Genomic DNA, 18,632 nt, shown 5'->3' on the forward strand with positions numbered 1-18,632 from the left:
CAAAGCTGAACTGAGAACCGCTCTTCATCGCCATGCCACCGCCCCTTCGATCGCTCACAAACAAAGTGAATCATATTCGTCGGGTTTTGCAATGGTCCCACAAGGGGAGAGATAAACCCAGCCGCACCCTTTCAGTTTCATTTTCATGTTTGAAAGGACAAAGCCATGGTGGCGCAGAAGGGCAAGGACCTGCTGCTGAAGATCGATAATGCCGGGGTGTTCGTGACGGTTGCGGGCTTGCGGACCAAGCGGCTGGCGTTCAATGCGGAAAGCGTTGATGTGACGGATGCGGAAAGCTCCGGGCGGTGGCGGGAGCTGCTGGCCGGAGCAGGCGTGCAGCGCGCCGGGCTGACGGCATCCGGCATATTCAAGGATGCGCAGAGCGATGCGCTGGTGCGCACGGCGTTTTTTGGTGGCGCGATCCCCGAGTGGCAGATCGTCATCCCCGATTTCGGCACGATTGCGGGGCGGTTCCAGATGACCGCACTGGAATATTCCGGGCGTCATGACGGCGAGGTGCAGTTTGAAATCGCACTGGAATCGGCAGGCGTCATCAGCTTTGGAGCGCTTTGATGGGGGCACAGAATTTCGGACGCGCCAACCGGCGTCGCGGTGAAGTCGAGGCCATGCTGGACGGCGAACGGCGCATATTGTGCCTGACGCTTGGGGCGCTGGCGGAACTGGAAACCGCCTTCGCCGCCGATGATCTGACGGGACTGGCGGGGCGCTTTGCCAGCGGCCGGATGAAGGCGGCGGATATGATCCGCGTGATTGGCGCGGGCTTGCGCGGCGCGGGCAACGTGTTTTCCGACGACGACGTTGCAACGATGAGCATCGAGGGCGGGATTGCGGGCTATGCCGGTATCGTCGGCGACCTGCTGACAGCGACCTTTGCCGGAACCGGGGCGGAGGCCGGGGCTACGGCTTCCCCTTGAGAGCCGCAGCAGGTGCTGGCCGTTCGCAGGAAAATCGGCCCTTTCCATGGGGGCAGGTGATCCATGCGGGGCTTTGCCTGCTGCGGCTTTCTCCAACCGTTTTCTGGGCTCTCACACCGGTCGAGTTCTTCGCCATGACGGGCGGCATGCGGCCACGTGCGCCGGGGCTGAGCCGGGCCGGTCTCGATGAGCTGATGCGGGCGTTTCCGGATGGGTGAGGCTTGGATGCCGGATGAAGCCCGACATGACGGGAAATCTATTTATTTACAATCCATTAATCTCCCAACTTGAATCGGAAAGGCAAGGCGATGGCGGATGAGACGAGCTTTGCGGAAAGCCGCGAAGAGGCCGAGGCACTGGCTTCGGTGATGGACGATCTGGAGCGGCGTTCGCAGCGGTTTGGCTCGGCGCTGACCTCCGCGTTGCAGGCGGCGACGGTGGGTGGCAGGGGGCTGGACGGGGTGTTGCAGGGGCTGGGTATGCGGCTTTCCAACATCACGCTTTCAGCCGGGCTGAAGCCGCTGGAAAATATGCTGTCTTCGGCTGTTGGCAATATGATGTCAGGGGCGGGATCGCTGTTTGCCTTTGCGAATGGCGGGGTGCCCGGGCGGGTGACGCCTTTTGCGGATGGCGGGGTGGTTTCCAGCCCGACGTTTTTCCCCATGGGTGGCGATATGGGGCTGATGGGCGAGGCGGGCAGCGAGGCTATTCTGCCGCTGAAACGCGGGGCGGATGGCTCGCTGGGCGTGGCTGCCGGTGGTGGGGGTGGCGGGACGCAGATCGTGTTCAATGTGACGGCGAGTGATGCGGCGAGTTTCCGGCGTAGCGAAGGGCAGATTTCGGCGATGCTGGCGCGCAGTGTCGGGCGGGGGCAGCGGGGGTTGTGAGGGGGGCTCTAGGTGCTCCATCGGCGGGTATAAACCCCTCACCAAGAAAACTATGACTTCGCGTTGCGAAGATCGAGGTTTTCTATCCTCTCCCACAGGGGGAGAGGAAAAGACCGCACCGCTTCGATGCCATTTAACCGTAGAAAAGGCCGTGAGGGTGCGGCTGGGTTTATCTCTCCCCTTGTGGGAGAGAAAGCAATTTCAACATCTTAGCCAAAGGCTAAGTGTTAGAAATTGCCAGTGAGGGGTCGCGCTTCCCCCTCCGACTTCAAATCAATTCCAGGATCAACAACATGGCAGCATTTCATGACGTGCGGTTTCCGCTGCGGCTGGCGCTTGGCACGAGCGGCGGGCCGGTGCGGCGCACCGATATCGTCAACCTTTCCAACGGGCGGGAGAACCGCAATCAGCGCTGGCGCAATTCGCGGCGGGCTTATGATGCCGGATCGGGGGTGAGGTCGGTGACCGATCTCTATGCGGTGCTGGAGTTTTTCGAGGCGCGGGGCGGACAGCTTTACGGGTTTCGGTTTCGCGATCCCGTGGATTTTCGATCCGGGCCGCCGTTCAAGGTGCCGACGGCGATGGATCAGCGGATCGGTACCGGTGACGGCGTGACGGCAGCGTTTCAGCTGGTGAAGACCTATGCGGATGCGGGTGGAGGTTGGACGCGGACCGTTGCCAAGCCGGTGGAGGGTTCGGTTCTGGTTTCGGTTAATGGGGCGGTGGTTGCGCCTGCGAATTTCGGCGTCGACCATGCCACCGGGATCGTGACGTTTCGGACAGGGCATATCCCGACTGGTGGGGCAGTGATCCGCACCGGGTTCGAATTCGATGTGCCGGTGCGGTTCGATGTCGACCGGATCGATGTAAGCCTTAGCGCTTTCGAGGCGGGGCGTATTCCTTCCATTCCATTGGTGGAGATTTTGCCATGAAGATGGTGCCGAGAGACCTTGCCGCGCATCTTGGCGGTGAGGTGACGACGACGTGCCATTGCTGGAAGGTGAGCCTGCGTGATGGGGCGGTGCTGGGCTTTACCGAGCATGATGCGGCGCTGGCCTTTGGCGGCGTGATCTATCTGGCCGCGAGCGGGTTTCAAGCCAGCGAAAACGATAGCGAAACGGGGCTGGCGGCCAGTTCCGGCGAGGTGGCGGGCGGGTTTTCGAGTGAGGCGGTAAGCGAGACCGATCTGGCGGCGGGGCGTTTCGATGGGGCGAAAGTCGAGCTTTACCTCGTCAACTGGCAGGTGCCGGAAGAGCAGCACCTGCTGCTGAAGGTGCGCGAGATCGGCGAGGTGACGCGCTCTGGCGGCGCGTTCAAGGCGGAACTGCGCAGTTTCGCGCATCGTCTGAGCCAGCCGCAGGGGCGGGTTTATGGCAGGCGTTGCGATGCCGCGCTTGGGGATGCGCGATGTGGTGCGAAACTGGCCGGATTTCAGGCCAACGGGACGGTGGTGGCGGTGGGTGGCTCCGGGCGAATGATGGTTTCCGGGTTGGATGGTTTTGCCGAAGGGTTTTTTGGGCAAGGTAAGCTGAGTTTTGTGAGCGGTGCCAATTCGGGACGTAGCTTCGATCTGGACGACCATGCGAAGCGCGATGGCGTGACGAGCATCAGTTTCTGGCTGCCGCTGGAGGTCGCGCCGCAGGTTGGCGATGCTTTTGCGGTGACGGCGGGGTGCGACAAGAGCTTTGCGACCTGCAAGACGAAGTTTGCCAATCATCTAAATTTTCGCGGCTTTCCGCATATGCCAGGGGCAGATTTCGCCTATTCCTATGTGACCAGCCGGACGCAGCACGATGGCGGGGCGATCTTTTCATGAGTGATATCGGTGAACGGGTTTTGATGCTGGCCGAGCAATGGATCGGCACGCCCTATCGGCATCAGGCCTCGCTGAAAGGGGTCGGCTGCGATTGTCTGGGGCTGGTGCGCGGCGTCTGGCGCGAGCTTTACGGACACGAGCCGGAACTACCGCCGCCTTATGCGCGGGACTGGGCCGAGCGTGGCAGTGAAGACCGGATGATGTTGGCGGCGGGGCGGCATTTTTTGCCCGTTGCGAGCCTAGTGGAGGCGCTGCCGGGCGACCTGCTGCTGTTTCGCTGGCAAGCGGATTGCGCGGCCAAACATGCGGGCATTCTGGCCGGGCCGGATCATTTCATCCACGCCTATGAACAGGCGGCGGTGGTGCGCTCGACGCTGGTGCCTTCCTGGCGGCGTCGTGTTGCGGGCGTCTTTCGTTTTCCAGAGGAGTGAGCTTTGGCAACCCTTGTTTTTCAGGCGGCGGGTGCTGCTATTGGCAGTATTTTTGGGCCGGTTGGCGCGATTATTGGCAGGGCGGCAGGGGCTTTGGCGGGGAGTGCGGTGGACCGTGCGCTGCTCTCGCCTTCGCGCACCATCAGCGGTGCCAGGCTTTCGACGGCGCGAATTCCGGGGGCAGAGGAAGGCGGGGCGATTTCGCGGGTTTATGGCACCGCACGGATCGGGGGCACGCTGATATGGGCTACGCGGTTCGAGGAAAGCGTGACGCGTGAGCGGCAGGGCGGCAAGGGCAGTAGCAGCGGATCGACGACCGTCGAGACGTTCCGCTATTTCGCCAATATCGCCATCGGGCTTTGCGAAGGCGAGGTGGCGATGGTGCGGCGGGTGTGGGCCGATGGGCAGGAACTGGACCTGACCGGTATCGAGATGCGCTTTTACTCCGGCAGCGATACGCAGCTTCCCGACCCGCTGATCGAAGCGAAACAGGGGGCGGGCAACGCGCCTTCTTATCGCGGACTTTCCTATGTTGTGTTCGAGCGGCTGCCGCTGGAAGGGTTTGGCAATCGTATTCCGCTCATTCAGTTCGAGGTGGTGCGTCCGGTTGGAAAGCTGGAAAGCCAGATCAGGGCTGTCACAATCATTCCCGGGGCAACGGAGCATGGCTATGCAACGTCCGCCGTTTCCGAGCGCAGCGGGGCGGGGCAGAGCCGCATCCTGAACCGTAATACACTTGTTGCTGCGACGGACTGGCAGGCTTCCATCGACGAATTGCAGGCGCTTTGCCCCAATCTGGAAAGCGTGGCGCTGGTGGTGACGTGGTTCGGCACCGATATGCGGGCGGGGGAATGCCGCATTATGCCCGGCGTGGAGGTGGCGCAGCGTGAACGTGAAAGTGCGCGCTGGACAGTTGCGGGCATGGGACGCGGGCAGGTTCGGCTGGTCAGCCATCGGGATGGCGGGCCTGCCTATGGTGGTACGCCCAGCGATACATCCGTCTTGCAGGCGATTGCCGATCTGAAGGCGCGTGGGCTGAAGGTATGCCTCTATCCCTTTGTTATGATGGATGTTCCGGCGGGCAATGGTCTGCCTGATCCTTACGGGAAGGCTGAGCAGGATGCCTATGGCTGGCGCGGAAACATAACCTGCCACCCGGCAGCGGGGCGGCCTGCGAGTGTGGACAGGACGGCAGCGGCGCGGGCTCAGATCTCCATCTTCTGCAACCGGACCGATGGGTATCGGCGCATGGTGCTGCATTATGCAGCGCTGGCGCGGCAGGCGGGCGGGGTGGATGCGTTTCTGATCGGTTCCGAACTGCGCGGGCTGACGCGGGTGCGCGATGAGGCCAATGCTTTCCCCTTCGTGGAAGAACTGGTGCGGCTGGCGGGGGATGTGCGCGGTGGTCTGGGTGCTGCGACCAAGCTGACCTATGCCGCCGACTGGAGCGAGTATTTCGGCTATCATCCTGCAGATGGTTCCGGTGATGTGTTCTTCAATCTCGATCCGCTGTGGGCGAGCCCGGACATCGATGCGGTGGGTATCGACAACTATATACCGCTTTCCGACTGGCGCGACGAAGATGTTTTGGACGGAAACCCGGACGGATTCGATGGGCCGGATGATGCGGGTGGATTTGGCCGGAGCATCAAGGCGGGTGAGGGTTTCGACTGGTATTATGCCAGCGATGCGGACCGGGCGAGCCGCAAGCGCAGCGCGATTTCCGACGGGCTGAAGGGCAAGCATTGGGTCTATCGCTACAAGGATCTGGAGGGCTGGTGGCGGAACCGGCATCACGACCGGGTGGGCGGCGTGGAAAGTGCCACTGCGACGGCGTGGGTGCCGGGGATGAAGCCTATCTGGTTTACCGAGCTGGGCTGTCCGGCCATCGACAAGGGGGCGAACAGGCCGAATACTTTCATCGACCCGAAATCCTCCGAGAGCGCCTATCCGCACTTTTCCAGCCGTATGCGATCCGACAGCCAACAGCGGCGGTTTCTTGAGGCGCATCATGCATACTGGCAGGGCGAAACCATGCTGGCGGGGATGGTCGATCCGTCGCGGATTTTCGTCTGGACGTGGGATGCGCGGCCCTATCCGGACTTTCCGCAGGATACCGGTATTTGGAGCGATGGGGCGAACTGGCGCACCGGGCACTGGCTGAACGGCAGGCTGGGTGCAACGACGCTGGCGGATCTGATCGCTGCGGTGCTGACAGAACATGGCTTTGTGGATTTCGATGTTTCCGCAGTGACCGGTGATGTTGCCGGTTACGTGCAGGGTGATGTGACGGCGGCGCGCAGCCTGCTGGAACCGCTGCTGGAAGCCTTTCAGGTGGATGTGGTGGAGGATGGCGCGGTGCTGCGGTTTGTGTCTCGTGGCAGGGCTGCGAGCGCGACCAAGGTAATTTCCGCCTATGTGGATGAAGAGGGTTCGGCGCTTTGGGCTGAGGCGCGGGGCCACGACAGTGATTTCGCGGCGGAAGCGGTGATGACGGCGTTCAATCCGGCGCTGGATTACGAGCAGGCGAGTGTACGGTCCCGCCGCATCGATAACGCTGGCAACCGGGTGCTGCGCTACGATCTGGGTGCGGTGCTTTCGCAGGAAACCACTCAGAATGCGGTAGAAGTGTTGCTGCGCGATAACCGATTGTCGCGGCGCACGGTGAGTTTTGCCATTTCGCCGCAGGAGATCGAGCTCGAGCCGGGGGATTGCGTGCGGCTGGTGGACGGGCCGGGCGGGCGCTTTATGGTCAGCCGGATCGAGGACGGAGATGTGCGGCGGATCGAGGCGCGGGAGTTTTCGCGAGCCGCGCAGAGCCTGACCGGTGAAAGCGAAACGCCGCGTAGCGGTTCCGGCAATGCTTCCGATGGGTTTGATCCGGATATTCTACTGATGGATTTGCCGCAATTCGAGGCGGGGGAAGCGCAAGGCTTTGCCCGCGTGGCGGCCTTTGCGCGGCCCTGGCGGCGGATGGGGCTTTCTGTTTCTGCTGGCACGGAAGGATATGCGGGGCGGGCGCTGCTGGAACAGCCCGCCAAGATCGGTGTGCTGAATGCGACGCTGCCAACGGGATTTGCGGGGCGGTTCAATCTGGCGGGCGCAATCGACATCATGCTGCCCTATGGCGATCTGGCCTCGGCAAGGGACATTGCCGTGCTGAACGGTGCCAACCGGATCGCCATTCGCAGCGCCAGTGGTGCATGGGAAGTGGCGGCCTTTGCGCAAGCGACAGAGGTTGCGGGCGGCAGATGGCGCTTGACGCGGCTGCTGCGGGGGCTGTCCGGCACCGAGGACGCGATGATGGCGGGAGCCGCCCAGGGAGCCGAGGTCGTTATTCTGGATAATAGCGTGGTGCCGATGGGCCTGCGTGACGATGAGCGCGGGCTTCAACTCAACTGGATTATCGAGGCGGAAGGTGCGCAGATTTCCCGCGCCGGGCCCTTCGCATTTACCGGAGGTTTAAGGGCGCAGATGCCGCTTGCGCCGGTGCATCTTCGCGGGCGGCGTGGTGCGGACGGCGTTCGCCTGACGTGGATACGGCGCGGGCGGGTGGATGCGGATGGCTGGGATGCCGCCGATATTCCGCTGGACGAACCGTTCGAGCGATATCGTATCGAGATTCTCAACGGGGATGAGGTGCGACGGACAATCGAGGTGGGCGAGGCGGCGTATCTCTATGTCGCCGATGACGAGCTCGCCGATTTCGGGGCGGCGCAGGCGTCGCTTGGCCTGCGCATCCGCCAGCTCGGGCGCGCGGTGCCGCTAGGAGTTTTGGCGACTGCGGTTTTGCAGGTTTGATTTCAACAGAGCAGAAGGAAGGACGTTTTATGACCGACATGAAGGCTTGGTATCATTCGAAGACGATCTGGGGTGCGCTGATCGCGGTGTTTGCGCCGCTGTTGCAGGTGGCGGGGCTGAACCTGCCGGGCGGGTTTGAAAACGATCTGGCGGAGGGGCTGGTGACGGTGGCCGGTGGTGTGGGCGGTCTGATTGCGCTTTATGGGCGGTTGTGGGCGACGACGACGATCAGGTAGGGGATTGGGTGATGACGCTTGACGGGCGGCAGGACCCCTCACTTGCGATTTCTAACACTTAAGCCCTTACGGGCTAAGATGTTGAAATTGCTTTCTCTCCCGCAGGGGGAGAGATAAAGTTGCCGCGCCGTTTTGCCTTCTCTCAACGTTTAGAAAAGGTGGGGGCGGTGCGGCTGGTTTACCTCTACCCTTGTGGGAGAGGAAGAAAAATCATGGTCTTAGCTTCAGCTAAGTCATAGATTTTTCAGGTGAGGGGTTCATCTCGCGAGCATCATTAATGACTCCCTCAAGCACGGACTGTTGATCCCCTTTCCCCAGCCCAAACCCCGTCTGAAGGCCACATTCATTTGCCATTCAGACGCTTTCCGCTACATATTCGATCCAGAATTCGTTTCGACGTGCATCCAGTTTTTCTGTGGAAGTTTTTGCAATGGCATCACCTCTCATCATCGCGACGCTTGCAGCCGGTTTGTCCGGCTTTCCTGCGCCGCAGGCTGATTTGCGGGTGGAAGCTGTTGGCGGTCGCTTCATTCAGGTGGCCAGCGATTGTAGCGGGGCGGTCTCCAAGGTGGTGCGTGACACCGGCGGCCAGCTTCTTTCCGTTTACCCCTCCAATGATGGCCAGTCCTGTGTCGTGACCGTGTTGGTGCAGGGCAATGGCGAGCGCCCGCGCAAGGTGACGATGCGCGTGCCGATGTAGCATCGCGCTTTTCAAAATTCTGTTATAGACATGATTTGAAATGCCGGTCTCTGCAGGGCCGGTTGGAATGAAAGGGCGGACGATGCGCATTCTCGTGGTCGAGGACGACACGAACCTCAATCGGCAACTGACCGACGCGCTGAAAGAAGCGGGTTATGTGGTCGATCAGGCGTTCGACGGCGAAGAGGGGCATTATCTCGGCGATACCGAACCCTACGACGCCATCGTACTGGATATCGGCCTGCCACAGATGGACGGTATCACGGTCGTGGAGAAATGGCGGGCAAGCGGCAAATCCATGCCGGTCCTCATCCTGACCGCGCGCGACCGCTGGAGCGACAAGGTGGCGGGCATCGATGCCGGTGCCGACGACTATGTGACGAAGCCATTCCATGTGGAAGAAGTGCTTGCGCGCGTGCGTGCGCTGATCCGCCGCGCGGCGGGACATGCCTCGTCCGAAATCGTCTGCGGACCGGTGCGGCTCGACACGAAATCCTCCAAGGCGACCGTCAACGGTACGACATTGAAACTGACCTCACACGAGTTCCGGCTTCTGTCTTACCTCATGCACCATATGGGCGAAGTGGTATCGCGCACGGAACTGGTCGAGCACATGTACGATCAGGATTTCGACCGCGATTCCAACACGATCGAGGTGTTCGTTGGACGCCTGCGCAAGAAGCTGGGTGTCGATCTGATCGAGACAATCCGCGGTCTTGGCTACCGGATGCAAGCTCCGCAAGATGCGAAGTAACTCACTCACCGCCCGCGTTCTGCTGCTGGCCTCGGCATGGTCCATGCTGGCGCTGGTAGTGATCGCGGTGGTGATATCGACACTCTACCGACAAGGCGTCGAGCGCAGCTTTACAGATTTGCTCCGCGCGCAGCTTTATAACGTCATCAACTCCATCACCATTTCCAACGAAAACACGCTGGCGGGCAGCCCGCAGCTGGGCGACCTGCGGTTTTCGCAGCCCGATACCGGCTGGTACTGGGTGGTGGAGCCGCTGGGCAATTTCCAGACGGCACCCCTGGTTTCATCTTCGCTCGGCGTGGCGACGCTGCCGGTACCGAGCATTTTGGATGCGCCCTTCGATAATCGCTATGAGCGCTATTACACCGTGACGGACGAGGCAGGTAACAGCGTTCAGGTGGCGGAAACGGAAGTCGTGCTGGACGGCGAGGGCCGGGCGGCACGGTTTCGCGTGACGGGCAATCTCAATGTCGTCGAACAGGATGTCAGCGATTTCTCCAACAGCCTTTATTTGGCGCTTGCCGTGTTCGGTGTCGGCAGTCTCGTCGTCAATGGTCTCGCCATTCTCTATAGTCTAAGGCCGCTCGATCAAGCGCGTGTGGCGCTCGGCAAGATACGCGGAGGTGAGGCGGAAAGTCTGGAGGGTGATTTCCCGCGCGAAATCCAGCCGCTGGCCAATGAGGTCAATGCACTGATCGACAGCAACCGCCGCATCGTGGAACGGGCCCGTATGCAGGTCGGCAACCTCGCGCATTCGTTGAAAACGCCGATTGCCGTGCTGTTGAACGAGGCACGCACGCTGGACAGCCAGCATGGCGACCTGGTGCGGGCGCAGGCGGATGCGATGCAGGCGCAGGTTCAGTCCTATCTTTCCCGCGCCCGTATCGCCGCGCAACGCGGTTCGATTCTCGCGCGAGCCGAGGCTGATCCTGCGCTGGAACGGCTGGTGCGTGTGATGCGCCGCCTGAACCCTGACAAGCAGTTTGAGCTGGACATGCGTGAGCCCGGAACGGTGCTTGCGATGGAGCAGCAGGATCTGGAAGAGGTGGTCGGCAACCTGCTGGAAAATGCCGCGCGATTTGCCCAGACGAAGGTGGTCGTCTGCATCGAATCCGGCTCTCACCCGTCTTCCGACCCGGAAGTGACGCGGCGCGCATGGGTGACGCTGACGGTGGAGGACGATGGGCCGGGGCTGGAGCCAGATCAGATCACCGAAGCGATGAAGCGCGGCAAGAGGCTGGACGAAAGCAAGCCCGGTACGGGGCTTGGTCTGTCCATCGTCAGCGAAGTAGTCTCCGAATACCATGGCAAGTTTGCGATGTCGCGAAGCAACATGGGCGGATTAAAGGCAGAGCTATTGCTGCCGGGCCTTTCGAAAGAGCTTGCGTAAGCTTTCAAAAAAAGCAAAAAAATTCAACGAATAACAGGGCCGCGGATGAATGCGGTTTACAAGGAGCATGGTGTTGGTTGACGTGGTGTGCAGTGCCGGTTTTGCAAGGATGGGCTCGGTGGTGTCGCGCCCGGCGGTGTTTTCGCTGATTTGCCTTTCAGTGCTGAGCTCCTGCACCACATCGGACACGCGCATTACCGGCGGCGGTTTGTTGGGGCGCGGTGCGGCGTCTTCGACGCCTTATATTTCCAGCCTGCAGGGCGGGATCGTTTCCAGAAGTGGCATCCAGCTGGATCGTGGTGACTTCAACAAGGCGCTGGAAGCGGAATATCGCGCGCTGGAAACCGCACCCGGCGGACAGGCCGTGGCATGGAAGGGCGATGCAAGCGGTGAAGTCGTCGCCAACGCGCCCTATCAGGTCGGCAATCAGAACTGCCGCCAGTATTCGCACACCGTGAAGCAGGATGGACGCGAGGCGAAGGTGCGCGGCGCTGCCTGTCGCAATACGGACGGTACCTGGACGCCGCTGACGTAAGAGCGTTCAGTTTACGTATTGCTGAGCGCAGCTCCCGGCGTGGCTTGGTGTATCGGCATGCGCGACTTGACGTATATCAAGGCGCGCGAGCGGCCTCTGATCCAGAACAATTGCGGCATACTGCCTCAAATTCATGTCATCCCTCTGGGGCTTATTTCAAAGCGGTCCGCATTCGAGTAATTGAATCACCATGTTCTGGATCATCGTTGCCGTATTGACGGCTGTCGTCGCCATTTTTCTCACTCGTCCACTGATGCGCAGCGGGCAAGTCGCCGCCGTGGCTGACCGCGAGGGCGAGGTCGCCGTCTATAGAGACCAACTTTCCGAGTTGCAGCGGGAGCGCGACTCCGGCCTGATCGGCGAGACGGAAGCCGAATATGCGCGTGCGGAAATCGGGCGGCGACTTCTGGCGGCGGCATCCGGCAAAAGCGAGGGTACAGATGGTTCTGCTCCACGCAGGCACAACCGCATCGCGACGTTTGTTACCGTGCTGCTGCCGCTGACGGGGCTCTGTCTTTACCTCTATATGGGCAGTCCGGAGCGACCGGACATGCCGCTGCAAGCACGTCTTGAAAACCCCGGCAACGACATGAATTTGTTGATCGCAAGGGCGGAGCGACATCTGGCGCAGAACCCGAATGATGGCGCGGGATGGGACGTTCTGGCGCCGATCTATTTCAAGACTCTTCGCCTTGGCGATGCGGAAATGGCGTATCGCAACGCGATCCGTATCATGGGCGAAAGCCCGGAGCGTCTGACGGGGCTGGGCGAAACACTGGTTGCGGCGAATGAGGGCATCGTGGTCGAGGATGCGCGCTCCGCATTTGCCGATGCCGAGAAGATGCGGCCCGGAAATCCGCGCGCGCAGTTCTATCTGGCGCTGGCGCTGGAGCAGGCGGGCAAGATGGTGGAAGCGCGTGAGGCCTTTGACAATATCCTGAAGGCATCTCCTGCCGGTGCGCCGTGGATACCTTTGGTGCAGGCGCATTTGCAGGCGACTGGTGGAGACACCGCAATCGCTGCTGCGCCGCAGCCTGAAGCGCCGGGTAATCCAAGCGCACAGGACATCGCTGCTGCCAACGATATGACACCCGCAGACCGTCAGGCGATGATCGCCGGTATGGTGGAGAGCCTGGACGCAAAGCTGAAGGAAAATCCCGACAATTTCGAAGGCTGGATGCGACTGGTGCGCTCCTACGCGATGTTGAAGGATGCAGACAAAGCGAAGGAAGCGTTGCAGAGTGGCCTCAAGGTTTTTCCGCCTGCGGGCGAGCAGGGCAAGCAGCTTCTGGCGCTGGCGCGTGAGTTGGGTGTCGCGGCAGATGGAGTAACGCAATGACACGCAAGCAGAAGAGACTGGCCATCATCGGTGGTGGTATGGGCTTCATCATGATCGCGGCCTTTCTGGTGATGTTCGCCTTCGGTCAGTCCATCGCCTATTTCTACATGCCTGCGGACCTTGAAAAGACCGCCGTTGCGCCCGGAACGCGCATCCGTTTGGGCGGGCTGGTGGCTGAAGGGTCGGTCAAACGCGGCGAAGGGCGCACGGTGAGTTTTGCCGTGACGGACGGTTCCGGCACTGTGCCGGTGAGCTACACCGGCATCCTGCCCGACCTGTTTCGCGAGGGCCAGGGCGTGGTGACGGAAGGCGTGTTCGATGCGACGACGCATTCCTTCATGGCCGATAGCGTGCTGGCAAAGCACGATGAAAACTACATGCCGAAGGAAGTTGCCGACCGCCTGAAGGATCAGGGTCTATGGCAACAGGACGGGCAGGGCGGAAAAACCGGGGCGACGCAATGATTACGGAAATCGGTCATTATTCCCTCATTCTGGCTCTCGCCGTATCGCTCGTCGTTTCGGTCCTGCCGGTCATCGGCGCGCGCCGCAACGACCGGGCGCTGATGGATCTCGCGCCGGTCGGTTCCGTGCTGATGTTCCTGCTTGTCGGACTGTCCTTCGCGGCGTTGACGCACGCCTATGTCGTCTCCGATTTCTCGCTGAAGAACGTCTTCGAAAATTCTCATTCGCTGATGCCGATGCTCTATAAATGGACCGGTGTGTGGGGCAACCATGAAGGGTCCATGCTTCTGTGGCTGTTGATCCTCGTGCTGTTCAGCGCGCTGGTGGCCGTCTATGGTCGCAATCTGCCCGACACGCTGCGGGCGAATGTGCTGGCTGTGCAGGCATGGGTAACGACGGCGTTTCTGCTGTTCATTCTCTTGACTTCCAACCCGTTTGCGCGGCTTGATCCGGTGCCTGCCGAGGGGCAGGACCTGAACCCGATCCTTCAGGATTTCGGTCTGGCGATCCACCCGCCGCTGCTCTATCTCGGCTATGTCGGCTTTTCCGTCTGTTTCTCCTTTGCGGTGGCGGCGCTGATCGAAGGGCGTATCGATGCGGCGTGGGCGCGCTGGGTGCGGCCATGGACGCTGGCCGCATGGACCTTCCTTACCGCAGGTATTTCAATGGGTTCCTACTGGGCCTATTACGAACTAGGCTGGGGTGGCTGGTGGTTCTGGGACCCGGTGGAAAACGCATCCTTCATGCCGTGGCTCGCGGGAACCGCACTGTTGCATTCCGCGCTGGTGATGGAAAAGCGCGAGGCGCTGAAAATCTGGACCGTGCTTCTGGCAATCATGACGTTTTCGCTGTCACTGCTCGGGACCTTCCTCGTGCGCTCTGGCGTGCTGACCTCGGTCCATGCCTTTGCGACCGATCCGAGCCGGGGCATTTTCATCCTCTGCATATTGATGATCTTCATCGGCGGTGCGTTTTCGCTGTTTGCATGGCGTGCGCCGACGCTGAAGGCGGGCGGGCTCTTCGCGCCGATTTCGCGTGAGGGGGCGCTGGTTCTCAACAACCTGATCCTGACCGTTTCCACCGCAACCGTGCTGATCGGTACGCTCTATCCGCTGGTGCTGGAAACGTTGACGGGGAACAAAGTTTCGGTGGGTGCGCCTTTCTTCAATCTGACATTCGGGTTGCTGATGATCCCCATCCTGATTGTGACTCCGTTCGGGCCGATGCTGGCGTGGAAACGAGGCGATCTGCTGGGTGCGTTTCAAAGGCTCTATGTAGCGGCGGCACTTGCGGCGATGGCTGGGCTTGCGCTGTGGTACATCGAGAACGGTGGCCCGGTTCTGGCGGCACTTGGCATTGCTGCCGGGTTCTGGTTGATTTTCGGCGCGATGGCCGATCTCTGGTATCGCGCCAATTTCGGTAAGCTCGCGCTCGGCATTGCATGGCGACGATTGAAAGGCCTGCCGCGTTCCGCCTTCGGCACGGCGCTCGCCCATATCGGCCTTGGTGTGACCGTGCTTGGTATCGTTATCGTCACCACCTTCGAGACGGAAACCGTGGTCGAGATGAAGCAGGGTATGACCGTCGAGGCGGGCGGATACAGCCTCACCTTCGATGGTATGCGCCATCATGTCGGGCAGAATTACACCGAGGATCGGGGCCACTTCACCGCCCGCAAGAGCGGCATCGAGGTGGCCGATGTCTGGTCGTCCAAACGGCTCTATACGGCGCGCCGCATGCCGACGACCGAGGCGGGAATCATGACCTTCGGGCTCTCGCAGCTTTACGTTTCGCTTGGCGACCCGATGGATGACGGTGGCATCGTGGTTCGCATATGGTGGAAGCCGTTCATCCTGTGCATATGGGGCGGAACGGTATTCATGATGATCGGCGGGTTCGTTTCGCTTTCCGATAGACGCCTACGGGTAGGGGCGCCAAGCCGAAAGGCAAAGGCGGCGAAAGCGCCTGTGTTGGGGGCGGCGGAATGAGACGCCTCCGATCTCCCTCATTCCTGTGCTCGTTACAGGAAACCAGTGCGTCCAAGTCCTTGGACGCAAAAGAGTCTTCTCCGGCGCGGACGCGCCTGCGCTGGATTCCTGTGACGAGCACAGGAATGAGGAGAATAGGAGCGAGGTTTTCACTCCTTCTCATGCTCCTGTTCTCGACCCTCCCCGCATTTGCCTTCAATCCCGACGAGGTTCTATCTGACCCGGCGCTCGAAGCCCGCGCACGGAATTTGACCGTGCAACTGCGCTGCATGGTGTGCCAGAACCAGTCCATCGATGACAGTAATGCGGAGTTGGCGCGCGATCTTCGCGTGCTGGTGCGCGAGCGTCTGACGCAAGGCGATAGCAACGAGGCCGTGCTGGATTACGTCGTTTCGCGTTACGGTGAGTTCGTGCTGTTGAAGCCGCGCCTCAGCGCCAGAACAGTGCTTCTGTGGGGTGCGCCGATTGGGCTCATTCTCGTCGGCATCTTTGCGGTTTTCATCTTTACGCGCCGAAGGGCAGCATTGCCGGAAGGGCAAAAGCTGACGGTCGATGAAGAGAGACGTATCCAAGAGCTCCTTCAAAAATAACAGCTTAGCACGTTCGTTCGAATCCTTTTGCCAACATTACGGATTTTTCATTCCTCAGACACTTCGTTGTAAGGTGAGGGCTCCTATATCTTTCTTCATCCACCGCTTTCCCGGTTTCGCCGGGTTCCAGTCTGAATGAAGAAAGAAGGTAGTACCCATGTCTAATATGCAAAACGGACGTACCTCGTTGAAGACGATCCTCAAGTCTTCCGCCGTCGGTGGTCTTGCTGCCCTCATGCTGACGACGGGCGTTGCAGGACCAATCGTACATTCCTTTGCCGCACCCGTAGATGTGACTGCGCCGCAGGTTCCGAGCTTCGCCAATGTGGTCGATGCCGTTTCGCCTGCCGTTGTTTCCGTCCGCGTCCAATCCAACGTGCAGCAGACCTCCGACGATAACAGCAATTTCTCCTTCAATTTCGGTGGGCGCGGCTTGGACCAGCTGCCCGACGACCATCCGCTGAAGCGCTTCTTCAAGGAGTTCGGTGGTCCTGGATCTGGCGATGACAAGCGCGCCGATCGTGGGCCGAACCGTCATCGTGATGGTAAAGGTCCGCTTCGCCCCGTCGCTCAGGGCTCCGGCTTCTTTATCTCCGAAGACGGTTACATCGTGACCAATAACCACGTCGTCGATGACGGCTCCGCCTACACAGTGGTTATGAATGATGGCACGGAACTCGACGCGAAACTCGTGGGACGTGACAGCCGCACTGACCTTGCGGTGCTCAAAGTCGATGTGAACCGCAAGTTCACCTATGTGAAGTTTGCCGATGACAGCAAAATCCGGGTCGGTGACTGGGTGGTTGCCGTCGGTAATCCGTTCGGTCTTGGCGGCACGGTAACATCCGGCATCATTTCGGCGCGTGGGCGTGATATCGGCTCCGGCCCTTACGACGATTATCTCCAGATCGACGCCGCGGTAAACCGTGGCAACTCGGGTGGTCCGGCATTCAACCTCAACGGCGAAGTCGTTGGTATCAACACCGCTATCTTCTCTCCTTCCGGCGGCAATGTCGGTATCGCCTTTGCCATTTCCTCGACGGTTGCCAAGGACGTGGTGCAGGATCTGATCAAGGACGGTAAGGTCGAGCGTGGCTGGCTGGGCGTACAAATCCAGCCGGTGAGCAAGGATATTGCCGAATCGCTTGGTCTTTCCGAGGCAAGTGGCGCGCTGGTCGTGGCACCGCAAGCAGGTTCGCCAGGTGACAAGGCTGGCATCAAGCAGGGCGACATTATCACCGCCGTCAACGGCGATCCTATCAAGGACGCGCGTGACCTGTCCCGCCGGATCGGCGCTCTTGCACCGAACAGCAAGGTCGAGCTTTCGCTCTGGCGTTCCGGCAAGTCGCAGTCTGTCAGCGTGACACTCGGCGATATGGCAAGCGACGACGCATCCAAGGCGACGCAGAGCCAAAGCGAGGACAATAGCGGACAGTCGTCCACCGAAAAGGCGCTGTCCAGCCTCGGACTGACGGTTGCTCCTTCGGATGATGGAACCGGCCTTGCGATCACCGATGTCGATCCTGACTCCGATGCCGCCGCTCGTGGTCTCAAGGCCGGCGAGCGCATCACCTCCGTCAACAACCAGCAGGTTGCTTCCGCTGCCGATGTCGAGAAGGTTCTCGAACAGGCCAAGAAGGACGGTCGCTCCAAGGCGCTGTTCCAGATCCAGACGGACGATGGCAGCCGCTTCATTGCTCTGGATATCGACCAGGGTTGATGAGCAAGGAAGTCTACCAAACACTCTGACGTCATCCTCGGGCTTGTCCCGAGGATCTAACCACGTTGACGTTGGGGTTCGTCAGATCCTCGGGACAAGCCCGAGGATGACGTTGCGCAAAATGTAACGTCTGTGATCACCTGAACCTGACGGTGGTGGTGCAAAACCAGAGCGATGGCGGAGTTAGCAGCTGTCGAAGACTTAACTCCTTTTCTTCTTAGCCGGACAAATCGATCAGGAGCGCATCTTATGGAAAGTAATCTGCATAACGTTGACGGCACACCTGTTTCCGGTTGTGCGGCAGAGGGAGCCGACGCTATGGTTCCGCACATGAAGATTCTTGTCATTGAAGATGATCTGGAAGCCGCAGCCTATATGACCAAGGCGTTCCGTGAAGCCGGGATTGTGGCAGACCACGCCAGCGATGGCGAAAGCGGCCTGTTTATGGGCTGCGAGAATTCCTATGACGTCATGGTGATAGACCGGATGCTGCCGCGCCGGGATGGGCTGTCCGTCATTTCCGAGCTGCGCCGTCGCGGTATCGAAACGCCTGTGCTGATACTTTCCGCGCTGGGGCAGGTGGACGACCGCGTGACGGGTCTTAAGGCCGGTGGAGACGATTATCTGCCGAAGCCCTATGCGTTCAGCGAACTTCTGGCCCGCATCGAGGTTTTGGGCCGCCGCAAGGGCAAGCCGGAGCAGGACATGGTGTGCCGGGTCGGCGATCTGGAACTGGACCGCCTTTCCCATGACGTGCGCCGTGGCGGCAAGGAAATACTGCTTCAGCCGAGGGAATATCGCCTGCTGGAATATCTGATGAAGAATGCCGGACAGGTCGTGACCCGCACCATGCTTCTGGAAAATGTGTGGGATTACCATTTCGACCCGCAGACCAATGTCATCGATGTGCATGTCTCCCGCCTTCGCTCGAAGATCGAGAAGGATTTCGAAAAGCCGCTGCTTAAGACCATACGCGGCGCGGGTTACATGATGAAGGACGAGGGGTAAGCCTTGTTCAGGGACCGTGTGCGTATGTTGTTCCGGTC

At 60.5% G+C, this 18,632-nt stretch carries 19 protein-coding genes; all 19 read left to right on the plus strand.

Annotation, left to right across the window (positions count from 1 at the left end; genetic code table 11):
• Positions 1-165: 165 nt before the first annotated feature.
• The 19 genes from G6L28_RS03740 (at position 166) to G6L28_RS03830 (ending at position 18,594) form a co-directional block, all read left to right on the plus strand.
• Entirely contained in the window at positions 166-573 is a 408-nt protein-coding gene (locus G6L28_RS03740) for a phage major tail protein, TP901-1 family (RefSeq protein ID WP_174062454.1), read from the plus strand.
• Complete coding sequence (locus G6L28_RS03745; protein WP_174062455.1) at positions 573-935, plus strand: gene transfer agent family protein; 363 nt, start codon at positions 573-575, stop codon at positions 933-935. Before G6L28_RS03740 ends, G6L28_RS03745 begins: the two co-directional genes overlap by 1 nt.
• Positions 932-1,153: a rcc01693 family protein gene (locus G6L28_RS03750; RefSeq protein ID WP_174062456.1), complete on the plus strand. Its 222-nt coding sequence runs from the start codon at positions 932-934 to the stop codon at positions 1,151-1,153. Before G6L28_RS03745 ends, G6L28_RS03750 begins: the two co-directional genes overlap by 4 nt.
• 90 nt (positions 1,154-1,243) lie before the next feature.
• Entirely contained in the window at positions 1,244-1,822 is a 579-nt protein-coding gene (locus tag G6L28_RS03755) for a phage tail tape measure protein (RefSeq protein ID WP_174062457.1), read from the plus strand.
• A 293-nt stretch (positions 1,823-2,115) separates the two neighbouring features.
• Complete coding sequence (locus G6L28_RS03760) at positions 2,116-2,754, plus strand: TIGR02217 family protein (RefSeq protein WP_174062458.1); 639 nt, start codon at positions 2,116-2,118, stop codon at positions 2,752-2,754.
• Positions 2,751-3,638: a DUF2163 domain-containing protein gene (locus G6L28_RS03765; protein ID WP_174062459.1), complete on the plus strand. Its 888-nt coding sequence runs from the start codon at positions 2,751-2,753 to the stop codon at positions 3,636-3,638. The genes G6L28_RS03760 and G6L28_RS03765 overlap by 4 nt, the downstream gene beginning before the upstream one ends.
• Entirely contained in the window at positions 3,635-4,069 is a 435-nt protein-coding gene (locus G6L28_RS03770) for an NlpC/P60 family protein (protein WP_174062460.1), read from the plus strand. The genes G6L28_RS03765 and G6L28_RS03770 overlap by 4 nt, the downstream gene beginning before the upstream one ends.
• Before the next feature lie 3 nt (positions 4,070-4,072).
• Positions 4,073-7,870 carry a baseplate multidomain protein megatron gene (locus tag G6L28_RS03775; RefSeq protein ID WP_174062461.1) on the plus strand — a complete coding sequence of 1,266 codons (3,798 nt, stop codon included), beginning with the start codon at positions 4,073-4,075 and terminating at the stop codon, positions 7,868-7,870.
• A 29-nt stretch (positions 7,871-7,899) separates the two neighbouring features.
• The gene (locus tag G6L28_RS03780) at positions 7,900-8,106 is read left to right on the plus strand and encodes a hypothetical protein (RefSeq protein ID WP_174062462.1); all 207 of its coding nucleotides are present in this window, start codon (positions 7,900-7,902) and stop codon (positions 8,104-8,106) included.
• Between the two features lie 430 nt (positions 8,107-8,536).
• A complete protein-coding gene (locus G6L28_RS03785; RefSeq protein WP_174062463.1) occupies positions 8,537-8,806 on the plus strand; it encodes a hypothetical protein in 270 nt (89 codons plus the stop codon).
• Between the two features lie 82 nt (positions 8,807-8,888).
• A complete protein-coding gene (locus G6L28_RS03790; protein ID WP_174062464.1) occupies positions 8,889-9,560 on the plus strand; it encodes a response regulator transcription factor in 672 nt (223 codons plus the stop codon).
• Positions 9,550-10,950 carry a sensor histidine kinase gene (locus G6L28_RS03795; RefSeq protein ID WP_174062465.1) on the plus strand — a complete coding sequence of 467 codons (1,401 nt, stop codon included), beginning with the start codon at positions 9,550-9,552 and terminating at the stop codon, positions 10,948-10,950. Before G6L28_RS03790 ends, G6L28_RS03795 begins: the two co-directional genes overlap by 11 nt.
• A 109-nt stretch (positions 10,951-11,059) precedes the next feature.
• Positions 11,060-11,485, plus strand: coding sequence for a hypothetical protein (locus G6L28_RS03800; RefSeq protein ID WP_174062491.1), 426 nt, complete (start codon positions 11,060-11,062; stop codon positions 11,483-11,485).
• Between the two features lie 190 nt (positions 11,486-11,675).
• A complete protein-coding gene (gene ccmI, locus G6L28_RS03805; RefSeq protein WP_174062466.1) occupies positions 11,676-12,824 on the plus strand; it encodes a c-type cytochrome biogenesis protein CcmI in 1,149 nt (382 codons plus the stop codon).
• Positions 12,821-13,288: a cytochrome c maturation protein CcmE gene (ccmE, locus tag G6L28_RS03810; RefSeq protein WP_174062467.1), complete on the plus strand. Its 468-nt coding sequence runs from the start codon at positions 12,821-12,823 to the stop codon at positions 13,286-13,288. The genes ccmI and ccmE overlap by 4 nt, the downstream gene beginning before the upstream one ends.
• Positions 13,285-15,276, plus strand: a complete 1,992-nt coding sequence (locus G6L28_RS03815; protein WP_174062468.1) for a heme lyase CcmF/NrfE family subunit — start codon at positions 13,285-13,287, stop codon at positions 15,274-15,276. The genes ccmE and G6L28_RS03815 overlap by 4 nt, the downstream gene beginning before the upstream one ends.
• Before the next feature lie 125 nt (positions 15,277-15,401).
• Positions 15,402-15,866: a cytochrome c-type biogenesis protein gene (locus G6L28_RS03820; protein ID WP_174062469.1), complete on the plus strand. Its 465-nt coding sequence runs from the start codon at positions 15,402-15,404 to the stop codon at positions 15,864-15,866.
• 157 nt (positions 15,867-16,023) lie between these two features.
• Positions 16,024-17,586 (plus strand): Do family serine endopeptidase, encoded by a 1,563-nt coding sequence (locus tag G6L28_RS03825; RefSeq protein WP_174062470.1) that lies wholly within the window; start codon positions 16,024-16,026, stop codon positions 17,584-17,586.
• A 318-nt stretch (positions 17,587-17,904) separates the two neighbouring features.
• Complete coding sequence (locus tag G6L28_RS03830) at positions 17,905-18,594, plus strand: response regulator transcription factor (protein WP_425292649.1); 690 nt, start codon at positions 17,905-17,907, stop codon at positions 18,592-18,594.
• Positions 18,595-18,632 lie beyond the last annotated feature (38 nt).

This window comes from Agrobacterium larrymoorei (assembly GCF_013322225.1).
Lineage (GTDB): Bacteria > Pseudomonadota > Alphaproteobacteria > Rhizobiales > Rhizobiaceae > Agrobacterium > Agrobacterium larrymoorei_A.

What these genes read in the sequence shown, in the direction of transcription:
- G6L28_RS03800 (WP_174062491.1), top strand. Translation starts at nt 11,060, where the DNA reads ATGGGCTCGGTGGTGTCGCGCCCGGCGGTGTTTTCGCTGATTTGCCTT.
- G6L28_RS03815 (WP_174062468.1), top strand. Translation starts at nt 13,285, where the DNA reads ATGATTACGGAAATCGGTCATTATTCCCTCATTCTGGCTCTCGCCGTA.
- G6L28_RS03740 (WP_174062454.1), top strand. Translation starts at nt 166, where the DNA reads ATGGTGGCGCAGAAGGGCAAGGACCTGCTGCTGAAGATCGATAATGCC.
- G6L28_RS03795 (WP_174062465.1), top strand. Translation starts at nt 9,550, where the DNA reads ATGCGAAGTAACTCACTCACCGCCCGCGTTCTGCTGCTGGCCTCGGCA.
- G6L28_RS03760 (WP_174062458.1), top strand. Translation starts at nt 2,116, where the DNA reads ATGGCAGCATTTCATGACGTGCGGTTTCCGCTGCGGCTGGCGCTTGGC.
- G6L28_RS03770 (WP_174062460.1), top strand. Translation starts at nt 3,635, where the DNA reads ATGAGTGATATCGGTGAACGGGTTTTGATGCTGGCCGAGCAATGGATC.
- G6L28_RS03830 (WP_425292649.1), top strand. Translation starts at nt 17,905, where the DNA reads ATGGTTCCGCACATGAAGATTCTTGTCATTGAAGATGATCTGGAAGCC.
- G6L28_RS03790 (WP_174062464.1), top strand. Translation starts at nt 8,889, where the DNA reads ATGCGCATTCTCGTGGTCGAGGACGACACGAACCTCAATCGGCAACTG.
- G6L28_RS03780 (WP_174062462.1), top strand. Translation starts at nt 7,900, where the DNA reads ATGACCGACATGAAGGCTTGGTATCATTCGAAGACGATCTGGGGTGCG.
- ccmI (WP_174062466.1), top strand. Translation starts at nt 11,676, where the DNA reads ATGTTCTGGATCATCGTTGCCGTATTGACGGCTGTCGTCGCCATTTTT.
- G6L28_RS03755 (WP_174062457.1), top strand. Translation starts at nt 1,244, where the DNA reads ATGGCGGATGAGACGAGCTTTGCGGAAAGCCGCGAAGAGGCCGAGGCA.
- G6L28_RS03820 (WP_174062469.1), top strand. Translation starts at nt 15,402, where the DNA reads ATGAGGAGAATAGGAGCGAGGTTTTCACTCCTTCTCATGCTCCTGTTC.
- G6L28_RS03745 (WP_174062455.1), top strand. Translation starts at nt 573, where the DNA reads ATGGGGGCACAGAATTTCGGACGCGCCAACCGGCGTCGCGGTGAAGTC.
- G6L28_RS03765 (WP_174062459.1), top strand. Translation starts at nt 2,751, where the DNA reads ATGAAGATGGTGCCGAGAGACCTTGCCGCGCATCTTGGCGGTGAGGTG.
- ccmE (WP_174062467.1), top strand. Translation starts at nt 12,821, where the DNA reads ATGACACGCAAGCAGAAGAGACTGGCCATCATCGGTGGTGGTATGGGC.
- G6L28_RS03825 (WP_174062470.1), top strand. Translation starts at nt 16,024, where the DNA reads ATGTCTAATATGCAAAACGGACGTACCTCGTTGAAGACGATCCTCAAG.
- G6L28_RS03785 (WP_174062463.1), top strand. Translation starts at nt 8,537, where the DNA reads ATGGCATCACCTCTCATCATCGCGACGCTTGCAGCCGGTTTGTCCGGC.